The organism is Bacillus sp. Cr_A10, assembly GCF_029222665.1.
Classification (GTDB): Bacteria; Bacillota; Bacilli; order Bacillales_A; family Planococcaceae; genus Psychrobacillus.
In genome coordinates this window covers 190,766-202,758 of the sequence record NZ_JARHXR010000007.1, presented here as the reverse complement: position 1 = coordinate 202,758, position 11,993 = coordinate 190,766, and the positions used below count along the sequence as shown (strand labels likewise).

Below are 11,993 nucleotides of genomic sequence, written 5' to 3'. Positions count from 1 at the left end.
TTTGGGATTTAAAATAAAAGGAGTTGTGTTATATTGTCAGCACAATCGGTACACCAAGCTTATAAAAATAATAGTGTGAGCACTGCATCGCCAGGTGAATTAACATTAATGCTTTATAATGGTTGTTTAAAGTTTTTAGGAAAAGCTAAAACCGCTATCACTGATAAAAATATCCAAGAAAAAAATGTTAATTTGCAAAAGGCTCAAAAAATTATTCAAGAGCTTATGGTGACATTGAATATGAATATTGAAATCTCTAAATCCATGATGCAAATGTACGAGTATATGAATCATCGACTTATAGAAGCCAATATTCAAAACTCAGTGGAAGTGATTGAAGAAGTAGAAGGTTACGTGACGGAATTCAGAGACACATGGAAACAAGTTATTCAAATCAATCGTCAAAAACAATTTACTGGAGATCAAGCATAATGGGTGAGGTAGAAAATTTTCTAGACGCATCTGAAAAGCTATTTGCTCACTTAACAAAAAATCCTTCAGAGAATGAACGTACAGAGTTTATAGAAAAAGTTAATGAGTTACTCGATGCACGTGGAGAAGCAATACATGCACTAGCTGAAACTGATTTATCTACAAATTCTTTGTATGAGCAATTACTGGAATTAGATCGAGGAATAAATGAGCGATTAGATAAAATAATGAATCTAGTTAAAGGAGATTTAAAAGATCTCCAACAAAAAAAACGTCATGAGGGTTCTTACAGTAATCCTTACGCAGCAACACAAACAATTGATGGTATGTATTTTGATAATAAGAAATGAAAAACACCGACTTTCGTTTAAGAAAGTCGGTGTTTTAGTTTCTCTAAGCTAGTAGTCGTAGCATTCCTTGAGAATGCTGATTATCAAATGTACCCAGCATTCCTAGTACATCTTCTACATAAGAAGCTGTCTGTTAAATAACTTTCAACCATTTCTTTAATTGCCAAGTCATCTTCCACAAGCAAAATATTAGATTTCATTATAACTTCCATTCAAGAAGAAAAGGTAATCCTTCGGATACACTTAATAAATCAGCATAAATAGATAAAAACTACAAGTTGATGGAGAGTAAATAATGTTGTTTATTTGTATTAAAGACTATTAAACTTAATAAGTGAAAAAGGGGGAACTCAAACGTTCTTCCATTTCATCCCCTGGCTAGTCATTTCTCATATATCTTTCCGATTCATACCACCTGTGATATGATGACAGAATAATAAAGTGTTATTTTATCAAGGAGTGTTTAATATGTATCAAGAGACACATAAGATCGATTTAGTGCAAAAGGTTTTAAAAAACTGGAAAGGCTTTTTCATCCCATATGAGATGGCATTATATGAGTTGAAGAGTGATTTCAATATTATTGATCTTGAATGGAAATCGAAACACGGATACTCTCCTATTGAGCATATGAAAACACGCATGAAAACTATTATGTCATTGGTTGAGAAGATTGAAAATAAAGAAATAGCGCTGACTCAAGAATCTATTAAACAAGAAATACGAGATATTGCTGGAGTACGAATTGTCACTAGCTTTATTGATGATGTATATTTGCTGAAGGAACATATCGAACAGCGTGAAGATATTCGCATGATTAGAGTAAAAGACTATATTAAAGAACCTAAAAAGAGTGGCTACAAAAGCCTTCATCTTGTTGTAGAAACGCAAGTCATCTTATCTAATGAAGTGATATGGGTTCCCGCGGAAATCCAAATCCGAACATCCGCTATGGATTTTTGGGCATCAACAGAACATAAACTCAACTATAAATATCAAGGTGAATCGATACCGGAAGAAGCTCAAAAACAATTAATTGAGCTATCCAATGCCTCCTCGTTACTGGACAAAGAAATGTCTAAATTAAGACTTCAACTACTATCTAGTGAAACAGATTCAAATGGATAAATAATGAAAACAGAGACAATCTACTTGTTAGATTTTCTCTGTTTTTTATGTTTTTTTTATTATTGTTCTTAAGCTTTACCTTTAACTAGCTAAATAAAATGATAATTTATACAACATGTTTTTTTTCTTCCTTAATCGCTTCTAAGATTATTTATTTCCCAGGCAATTAATTTTATAAAAATTATAATGTTTAAGTATGTAAATAATGGTATTATTAAATTACTAGTAAATTAGAAGGAGGGTTAATATGTTTAAGAAGGTGCTAATAGTCTCGGTCTTATTATTTACATTTACGACTTCTGCAAGTGCTAATGCTTTATATGAAGTGAAAAAAGGTGATTCGTTGACAAAGATTGCTAAAGTGTACAAAGTGACAGTGAACGATCTACGTACTTGGAACAAGCTAAAGAAAGACAGTATTTATGTGAAGCAGAAGTTAATCGTACAAAAACCTAAAGTAGCTAATACAACTACTAAAGCTACTCAAGCGGTAGCATCTGCAAAGCCTGTAACAACTCCTAAAGAAAATCCTGCTAAAGATGTCCAGGTGAAGGCGGAGGAACTTATTACTAACCCAGCTCCAATACTAAATGATGTCAAATCCCTTTCTTCAGATGGACAAGCTACATATGATTTAGTGGTAGACTTTGCAAAACGTATGGTTGGTATTCCATATTTATATGCAGGAAATACGATGGATGGATTTGATTGTAGTGGATTTATCTATTTTGTTCACTCACAAGCAGGGCTGACAATCACTAGACAAAGCAGCGAGAGTTATTTTGCAAAAAGCTCAGCTATTGATAACCCAGTAGTAGGCGATTTAGTGTTTTTTGAGAATACATATAAAGCGGGAATTTCACATATGGGAATTTATTTAGGCAACAATGAGTTTATACATGCTGGTTCTAAAGGTGTTGAGATTGCTAATTTAGATTCTTCCTATTGGAAGGAACATTTTGTTTCATTTAATAGATTTCATATGGTGAGTGAATAATTTTGGAGAGATTAGGAGCTTTATGATGAAAATGACAATAGCTAAGAAAATGTGGTTAGGGTTTTCTGCCGTCTTGATATTACTAGCTGGAGTTTCTGTTATGATACATATTTCTATGGATGAAATAGGTGCTAAATATCAGTTTTTGTTAGATGATCGGGTAGAAAAAGTGGATCTTATAAAAGATATTGAGATTGCTCAAAAAGATATTTCGCGTAGCATGATGGATTATTTATTATTTAATACGGATGAATCACTGGAAAATATAAGATCTAATTCAGAATTAGAAAATTCTTTAATTCTTGAGCTAGAAGGTAGATTATTTTCTCCGGAAACAAAAGAGATGATATCAGAGTTGAAGAAAAAAGAGAATGCTTTTTTTGCGAAAAATGAGGATTTGATTGCTGCAAAGCAGAAGAAGGATACTGCGGTAATCAATAAATATACTGCTGATAGTAAAGCAACAAGCAATGACATGATTTTCATTTTAAGCGAAATTGAGCAATTTCTTGAAAATGATATGGTTAAAACTAGAGAAGAATTGAAAAAATTTGAATCAATGATTAATACACTAACTATAGTAGTACCTATTATCAGTGTTATTTTAGGACTTGCACTAGCGTATTTCATTAGTAGAAGTATTTCCAAACCTGTTAAGAAAGTAACTGCAGGACTTGTTCAGATTGCGGATGGTAATTTACGTTTAGAGCCAATCATGATTAAAAATAAGGACGAAGTAGGAGAAATGGCAGTAGCCTTCAATACAATGTCGAAAGATTTACTTGAAATTGTATCAGGTGTTAGAGATTCATCTATGCAGCTCGCAGCTAATGCTGAGGAGCTGACTGCAAGCGCTGAAGAAAGCTTAGCATCCTCACAAATGGTGGCGAAGTCTGCTGAGGAGCAAATGGCCACTAGTGAACAGCAAGTACGCCATATGGATTCTTCGGTTCACGCGATGGCTGAATTATCACAAGGGGTTGAGCAAATTTCTACAAGTAATGAAGAGATGTTAAAAGCAACAGACGAAGTTCGAGTGCTTGTTAATAAAGGATCTGATGTAGTTTCAGATGTTGCTGAACAAATGAACACAATTCATACAACCTTCAAAGATACGACAGTTATTATGAATAACATGGCAAAGCATTCAGATGAAATACAAAATGTAACTGCGTTAATAACAGATATTTCGGAACAAACGAATTTATTAGCATTGAATGCAGCAATCGAAGCAGCACGTGCAGGAGAATATGGAAAAGGTTTTGCGGTAGTTGCCGAAGAAGTAAGAAAATTAGCGGAGCAATCAAAGAATTCTGCAACCGAGATTGCTTCCATGGTACAAATGATTCAGGAGGCATCTAGTGAAGCAGTTCAAGCAATCACGGACGGTGGTGGTAAAGTGGAAGCAGGGATTTCCAAAACAACTGAATCACTAGATGTATTTAAAGATATTGAATCTGCTGTGGGTGAAGTTGGAGTCAAAGTTGAGTCAGTTTCCGCTGCAATAGAGCAAATTCAGGAAATGGCAAAATCGGTTTCAGAAGGTTCACTTGAAGTTCAACGTCTAGCAGCACTTGCTGCGGATGGGGCAAATGATACAAGTGCAGCTACTGAAGAGCAGCTTGCCGCAAATGAAGAAATCACTGCCAATGCACAGTCATTAGCAGATCTTGCTGAGGCTTTGCAAAATAATGTCAGTCATTTTAAGATCTAACGTATACCAATTACCCTAAATCTTTTATTAGATTTAGGGCTTTTTTTTCGACAAATAAATTCTATATTATGACAAAGTACCTTTATTTATGTATAATAATATAGCTACTTAAGAATCATTTGGAGAAGGAATATGAGAAAAAGGGAGTAAGAAAATGAAATTAACAATATCAAAAAAATTGTGGTTCGGGTTTTCAGCAGTGTTACTTTTATTAGTATTAATCAGCGTATTATCTATTTTAGCATCATCTATTATTACTGATAAATACCAGTCTTTGCTTGATAATAATGTGAAGAAAGTTGTACTAGTAGGTCAGATTGAAGTCATCCAAAAAGATATGGCAACTGCTGTTTTAGAGTTTGTCATGTTTGGAAAAGAAGATGCAATTGGTAAGTTTGATGAGGAAATTATAAATGGGTCAGCCGCGGCAAAAACACTTATTGAGAGTGTGAAGGATGAGAAGTCATTAAAGTTATTAGAGGATCTTCGCACTCAAACAGAGGCGTTATTTGAATCAAATAATAAGATAATTTCGTCGAAAAAGAGCAATCAACCATTTGAACAATATGCTAGCCAATCTACTGAATTAAACGATGAAGTGCTAGCAATTTTAGCTGAATTAAAGGAAATTCAAATTGCTGATATGGAACAAACAAGAGCTGAGTTAAATCAATATCAAGCAACCTCTAATAATTTTGTAATTATCATTACGATACTTAGCGTTGTTATTGCATTACTTATTTCTTATTTCATTAGTAAAAGCATTTCTAAACCAATTCAAAAGGTTACTTCTGGTTTAGAGGAAATTGCAAACGGGAATTTATTAGTAGAACCTATCAAAATTAAAAATAAAGACGAAGTTGGAGTTATGGCGACAACTTTCAATAAAATGTCGAGCGATTTACAACGCATTGTGTCAAGTGTTCGAGACTCTTCTATGCAATTGGCTGCGAACGCTGAAGAACTGTCTGCAAGTTCTGAGGAAAGTTTAGCTTCTTCACAAATGGTTGCGAAATCAGCTGAAGGGCAAATGGCAGCCAGCGAAGAACAAGTGAAGCATTTAGAAAGCTCTGTAAATTCTATGATGGAATTGCAACAAGGTGTTGGACAAATTTCGCAAAGTAATGAAGAGATGCTTCAAGCAACGGATGGGGTTAAAAATCTAGTGACAAAAGGATCAGCGGTTGTCACAGATGTTGCGACTCAAATGGATACAATTCATACAACATTTAATGAAACAACAGAAATTATGAAAAACATGGCGAAGCATTCCGATGAAATTCAATCGATTACTGCGCTAATTACAGATATATCGGAGCAAACAAATCTTCTTGCTCTAAATGCTGCAATTGAAGCAGCGCGTGCAGGGGAATATGGAAAAGGTTTTGCTGTGGTAGCGGAAGAGGTTCGTAAACTTGCTGAGCAATCGAAAAACTCAGCTTCCGAAATTGAATCGATGGTTCAGTTGATCCAATCTGCTTCTGGTGATGCTCTTAAAGCTATCACAACTGGTGGTGGTAAAGTAGAAGAAGGGCTTTCGAAAACTACGGAATCGCTTAATGTTTTTAATGAAATAGAGTCAAGCGTTGGAGAAGTTGTATTTAAAGTTGAAACTGTTTCTGCAGCAATTGAGCAAATTCAAGCAATGGCTGAATCCGTAACAGAAAGTGCGCAACAAGTACAAACTCTAGCGACTAATGCAGCAGATGTTGCGAGTGATACAAGTGCTGCTACAGAAGAGCAGTTAGCTGCAAATGAAGAGATTTCTTCGAGTGCACAATCATTGGCAAATCTCGCAGAAAAACTTCAAAGTGAAGTAAGTCATTTTAAACTATAATCTCTTTAATAAGAAAAGACTCTATTTCGTATTGCGAAATAGAGTCTTTCTAATATGTCAATATTGCGAATACGCTGCAGAATGTTGCACGTAACAAGTAAATATTGCTAATACGGATTAGAAAGTTGCGAATAAGTGAGTAAATATAGCGAGAAAGTAAAAAGTTTCGAAGATTACTTTTCAATATAGCGAATAAGAACAGTATATTCCATATATAAAACATTCCTCATCTAGACACAAATTATTGTAAGTGGATAAAGTATAATATACGTAGGTGATTATATGTACGAATCCATTGTTTTTATCCATGTACTTAGTGCAATTCTTTCTATTGGTCCTTTTTTTGTTTTATTTCCTTTATTAAATCGAATGCATGATAAGAGCGGTGAAGTCCTTCATTCCCAAATAGAAGTTTTTCAAGCTTCGATTCGGATAGTTAAGCATGCTGGTCATGTTTTAGTCGTTTCTGGAGTTCTACTTATGTGGCAAGGAAATTGGCCATGGTCGACATCGTGGGTAGTCATGACAATTGTTGTTATGATTAGTTCTATCGTGTTTCTTGCAAAGGCATTTAAGCCAAAGATTCGACAATTTCAAGTTGGAGTTATTGATTCCAGTACGCTTATTAAAAGATTAAACAGTTCTGTATGGCAATATATACTCTTGCTGTTAATCATGCTCTGGTTTATGGTTGTAAAACCTAATTTATGGTGATTGACTCTTTCTCAATATTGAGAGAGGGTCTTTTTTATTTTGCTTTAATCTTTCGTACTCGGTTCTACTTGAGACCACTTCAGCATAGAACTTCCACGTCCACGTCAATTTAACAAATTGTTCACAAATATTTTTTTCTGAATATAAAATGCGATATATCGCAGATGTAAGCGATTTCATAATTAATGAATATTCAAAAATAACTGACAATTTTCAAAAAGGGTGTTGACGCGCCATTTTAAAGGAGTTATGATATCAACAATATATTAAATATTGTGAGAAAATTCACAATCAAACAAAAGCAAAAGCTTCAATGCTAGTTGCTAGATTAGCAGTGATATAGGAGTCGATTATATTGAGAAGTGACATGATAAAAAAAGGCGTTGATCGTGCCCCGCATCGTAGTTTGCTTTATGCTACTGGGGTAAAAACAAGAGATTTAGATAAACCGTTTATCGGTGTTTGTAACTCCTATATTGATATTATTCCAGGCCATATGCATTTAAATAAATTTGCTGAGGTCGTCAAAGAAGCAATTCGCGAAGCAGGTGGAATTCCATTTGAATTTAACACGATTGGTGTTGATGATGGGATTGCAATGGGTCACATCGGAATGAGATATTCACTTCCGAGTCGAGAGCTTATCGCGGATTCTGCCGAAACAGTTATTAACGCGCATTGGTTTGATGGAGTGTTTTACATTCCAAACTGTGACAAGATCACACCAGGAATGTTAATGGCAGCAGTCAGAACAAATGTCCCATCTGTTTTTGTTTCAGGTGGACCAATGGAGGCTGGAACATCAGCTGACGGGAAACAACTTTCATTAACATCCGTTTTTGAAGGAGTTGGTTCTTATAAATCCGGTGCGATGACTGCAGAACAACTTCTCGATATTGAACAAAATGCATGTCCTACATGTGGTTCTTGTTCGGGAATGTTCACAGCTAACTCTATGAACTCTTTAATGGAAATGTTAGGGATGACTCCTCCAGGTAACGGTACAATTATTGCAACTTCCGAGGAACGTCACCGACTTATTAAGGAAGCGGCTAAACATCTTGTACGAATGATTAAAGAAGATGTAAAGCCAAGAGATTTGATTACAAAAGAAACAATCGATGATGCGTTTGCACTAGATATGGCAATGGGTGGTTCAACAAATACAGTTCTCCACACACTGGCAATCGCGCATGAAGCTGAAATCGAATATGACGTGAAAGAAATAAATGAAGTAGCAAAACGGATTCCTTATTTATCGAAAATTATGCCTGCCTCTGATTACTCTATGCACGACGTACATCTTGCAGGAGGAGTTAGTGCAATTATAAAAGAACTTTGCGAGATTCCTGGTGCTGTTCATCCAGATCGAATGACGATAACTGGTCAATCTCTCTATGAGAACGTGAAGGATGCAGAAATTAAAAATGATCAAGTCATACGCAGAAAAGAAAATCCATATAGTCCAGTAGGCGGCTTGTCCGTGTTGTTTGGAAACATTGCTCCAGATGGTGGAGTGATTAAAGTAGGAGCAGTTGATCCTTCCATTAAAGAATTTACTGGAAAAGCAATTGTGTTCGATTCACAAGAAGCAGCACAAGAAGCGATAGATAACGGGATTGTTCAAGAAGGCCATGTAGTCGTTATCCGCTACGAAGGTCCAAAAGGTGGACCTGGTATGCCAGAAATGCTTGCTCCAACATCAGCGATTCAAGGTCGTGGATTAGGAACTAAAGTGGCACTCATTACGGACGGACGTTTCTCAGGTGCATCAAGAGGAATTTCCATTGGACATATTTCTCCAGAAGCAGCCGAAGGTGGACCGATTGCATTAGTTGAAAATGATGACATTATCGCTATTGATCTAACAAATAGAACAATAGAGTTAAAGGTTAATGAAGAAGAATTAGCTACAAGAAGATCAAACTTACAACCATTTGAACCAAAAATTAAAAAGGGTTATTTAGCAAGATATTCGAAACTTGTAACATCTGCGAGTACAGGTGGAGTAATGAAAATCTAAACGAATATTGATTAAATCTATGATGAGGTAAAAGTTAAAGGAATCTTGTATTCACAGAGAGCCGGTGGTGCTGGGACCCGGCAATACAACCTTTAGCGACATCCCCTCGGAGTGAAGTGTTGAACGGGAAACCAATTAGATACTTCCGGGTGTAGTAAATTAGCTACTCTCGTTAAAAATGGATGGTCGGCAATTTGTCGGTTGTCTGCGAGGTAGCGGTTGCGCTGCGAACTAGGGTGGTACCATGAAAAGAATTTCATCCCTATACAAAAGAACTATAGTTTTTTTGTGTGGGAGAAATTCTTTTCTTTTTTTCTAAAGCGGAAGCGCCTGTTTAGCTCCGACAAGCAACGTTCTTCTGCGACGAGCTATGCGCAGGAGCAAATGAGGAACTTCACAGTCCATCTTGATGGACGAAGAAGTTTCACATTTGACCTCGAGGAGCTAGGCGCTGAAGTCTAGATGTAGATGCTAATTTGTTGGACTGGACGATTTGAAAAAGGAGGAAATTATGATGAAGTTGAGTGTAGAAGAAGCAGAACAAACCTATGAAGAAGCTCAAATGCCTGCAGCTCCGAAGCAATTAGATGGAGCGGATGTTTTAATCGAAACACTAAAAAAACATCAGGTTGAAGTAGTATTTGGTTATCCAGGTGGTGCAGTTTTACCGATTTATGATGCATTATACAGAAATCCTATCAAACATATTCTAGCTCGTCACGAGCAAGGTGCAATCCATGCAGCTGAAGGATATGCAAGAGTATCAGGGAAAGTAGGGGTAGTTATTGCTACTTCTGGACCAGGTGCAACGAACTTAGTGACAGGTATTGCTGATGCTATGATGGACTCCATTCCACTCGTTGTTTTCACAGGTCAAGTTGCTACTACTGTTATTGGAACAGATGCTTTTCAAGAAGCGGACATCATTGGGATTACACAACCAATTACAAAGCATAATTACCAAGTGAAAGATGTAGCAGATTTACCAAGAATTATTAACGAAGCTTTTCATATTGCTTCCACAGGTCGTCCAGGACCAGTCGTCGTAGATATTCCAAAAAATATGGCAACAGGCATGTTTGTTTCATCAGAGGATGTAAACCTAGAAGTAAATCTTCCAGGATATCAACCGACGACAACGCCTAACTTTTTACAAATACAGAAGGCAGCCCAAGCTATTTCTACTGCAAAACAACCATTGATACTTGCAGGTGCAGGTGTATTATTCGCCAAAGCATCAGACCAATTAGCAGCGTTTGCCGAGAAGTATCAAATCCCTGTAACCAATACACTCCTAGGACTTGGAAGTATAGAAGGCGATCATGAGTTGTTTTTAGGAATGGCAGGGATGCATGGAACTTACACAGCCAATATGGCAATTCAAACATGTGACTTACTGATTAATGTAGGCGCAAGATTTGATGACCGTCTAACAGGAAACTTAAACTACTTTGCACCGAATGCAAAAGTGGTTCATATCGATATAGATCCAGCGGAGATTGGGAAAAACGTTCCTACAGAAATCCCAATTGTTGCGGATGCAAAGGAAGCTTTGGAGGCACTGCTTGCACAAGATGTGTCAAATGGAAATACTGCTACGTGGTTAGAGAGTTTACGTGTTTCACTAACAGAATATCCATTTCATTATCAAGCGAGTGAGGAAAGAGGGCTCTTACCACAGCAAGTGTTAGAGCTTGTACATGAGTATACAAATGGAGATGCAGTTGTAACTACTGATGTAGGACAGCATCAAATGTGGACTGCACAGTATTATAAATTCAATCATCCGCATAACTGGGTAACATCTGGTGGACTTGGAACAATGGGATTTGGTTTCCCAGCAGCAATTGGTGCACAGCTTGCTAAACCAGAAGCAAAAGTAATTTCCATCGTTGGTGATGCAGGTTTCCAAATGACACTTCAGGAACTGTCTCTACTACAAGAGATGAGAATCCCAGTAAAAGTTATTATCTTAAACAATCAAGCACTCGGAATGGTACGCCAATGGCAAGAGACATTCCATGGAGAGCGTTTCTCGCAATCTCTCATCCCAGTTCAGCCTGATTTCGTAAAATTAGCAGCTGCTTATGATATTAAAGGCTACAAAATCGAAACATATGAAGATGCAAAAGTTCAATTAAAAGAAGCACTTGCATCAGATGAGCCAGTCCTAATTGATTGTCGAGTTGTTCAAAAAGAAAGTGTCTATCCAATGGTTGCTCCAGGTAAAGGGCTACATGAAATGATTGGAGTGAAGCCAGAATGAAAAGAATTATTACGGTAACAGTGATCAATCAAAGTGGTGTTTTAAACCGTGTTACTGGCCTACTCATGAAGCGTCAATTCAATATTGAAAGTATTACAGTGGGGCATACGGAACAACCGCAAATCTCTAAAATGACGTTTGTCGTAAACGTACAAGATGAACAAAAACTAGAACAGCTTTTAAAACAGCTTCAAAAACAAGTAGATGTGTTGAAAGTTAATGATATTACAGAAAAATCAATTGTTGTGAGAGAGTTGGCACTCGTGAAAGTCGTAGCGCCACCTGCTGTAAGAGCAGAGATAAACAGTATTATTGAACCATTCCGAGCTTATACAATCGACACGGGGAAAAACGTTGTTACCTTTCAAGTAACCGGTAACCCAGAAAAGATTGATGCTTTCATTGATCTGCTCAAACCATATGGTATTAAAGAGCTTACAAGAACAGGTGTTACAGCGTTTGTTCGTGAAACCCAAAAAACAAACACACCACAATTATCCATACTGTAAAAATGCAATACTGGTGAACAAAG

10 protein-coding genes, 2 pseudogenes and 1 other annotated feature are annotated in these 11,993 nt (G+C 36.6%); all 12 genes and pseudogenes read left to right on the top strand.

The features are described from left to right. Positions 1–33 precede the first annotated feature (33 nt). The 12 genes and pseudogenes from fliS (at position 34) to ilvN (ending at position 11,970) form a co-directional block, all read left to right on the top strand. Positions 34–432: a flagellar export chaperone FliS gene (fliS, locus tag P2Q73_RS05065; RefSeq protein ID WP_056827629.1), complete on the top strand. Its 399-nt coding sequence runs from the start codon at positions 34–36 to the stop codon at positions 430–432. Continuing rightward, positions 432–782 (top strand): flagellar protein FliT, encoded by a 351-nt coding sequence (fliT, locus tag P2Q73_RS05060; protein WP_275784570.1) that lies wholly within the window; start codon positions 432–434, stop codon positions 780–782. The genes fliS and fliT overlap by 1 nt, the downstream gene beginning before the upstream one ends. A gap of 468 nt (positions 783–1,250) precedes the next feature. After that, complete coding sequence (locus tag P2Q73_RS05055) at positions 1,251–1,910, top strand: GTP pyrophosphokinase (RefSeq protein ID WP_053590294.1); 660 nt, start codon at positions 1,251–1,253, stop codon at positions 1,908–1,910. A 247-nt stretch (positions 1,911–2,157) separates the two neighbouring features. Continuing rightward, on the top strand, positions 2,158–2,907 hold the full coding sequence (locus P2Q73_RS05050) for a C40 family peptidase (RefSeq protein ID WP_275784565.1): 750 nt from the start codon (positions 2,158–2,160) through the stop codon (positions 2,905–2,907). Between the two features lie 22 nt (positions 2,908–2,929). Then, positions 2,930–3,676 (top strand): annotated as a pseudogene (locus P2Q73_RS20385) (MCP four helix bundle domain-containing protein); the annotation flags it as partial. Beyond that, on the top strand, positions 3,653–4,621 hold the full coding sequence (locus P2Q73_RS20380; protein ID WP_481747140.1) for a methyl-accepting chemotaxis protein: 969 nt from the start codon (positions 3,653–3,655) through the stop codon (positions 4,619–4,621). The pseudogene P2Q73_RS20385 and the gene P2Q73_RS20380, both read left to right, overlap by 24 nt. A 154-nt stretch (positions 4,622–4,775) precedes the next feature. Beyond that, positions 4,776–5,516: pseudogene (locus tag P2Q73_RS20375) on the top strand (HAMP domain-containing protein); the annotation flags it as partial. Between the two features lie 354 nt (positions 5,517–5,870). Next, positions 5,871–6,458 (top strand): methyl-accepting chemotaxis protein, encoded by a 588-nt coding sequence (locus tag P2Q73_RS20370; RefSeq protein WP_481747139.1) that lies wholly within the window; start codon positions 5,871–5,873, stop codon positions 6,456–6,458. A gap of 282 nt (positions 6,459–6,740) precedes the next feature. Then, positions 6,741–7,172, top strand: coding sequence for a hypothetical protein (locus P2Q73_RS05035; RefSeq protein ID WP_082460801.1), 432 nt, complete (start codon positions 6,741–6,743; stop codon positions 7,170–7,172). A 355-nt stretch (positions 7,173–7,527) separates the two neighbouring features. After that, on the top strand, positions 7,528–9,195 hold the full coding sequence (gene ilvD, locus P2Q73_RS05030; RefSeq protein WP_056827614.1) for a dihydroxy-acid dehydratase: 1,668 nt from the start codon (positions 7,528–7,530) through the stop codon (positions 9,193–9,195). A gap of 10 nt (positions 9,196–9,205) precedes the next feature. Next, positions 9,206–9,462 (top strand) — a binding site (T-box leader). Positions 9,463–9,757: 295 nt separating this feature from the next. Next, positions 9,758–11,461 carry an acetolactate synthase large subunit gene (gene ilvB, locus P2Q73_RS05025; RefSeq protein ID WP_275784810.1) on the top strand — a complete coding sequence of 568 codons (1,704 nt, stop codon included), beginning with the start codon at positions 9,758–9,760 and terminating at the stop codon, positions 11,459–11,461. Then, positions 11,458–11,970 (top strand): acetolactate synthase small subunit, encoded by a 513-nt coding sequence (gene ilvN / locus P2Q73_RS05020; protein ID WP_053590288.1) that lies wholly within the window; start codon positions 11,458–11,460, stop codon positions 11,968–11,970. The genes ilvB and ilvN overlap by 4 nt, the downstream gene beginning before the upstream one ends. Positions 11,971–11,993 lie beyond the last annotated feature (23 nt).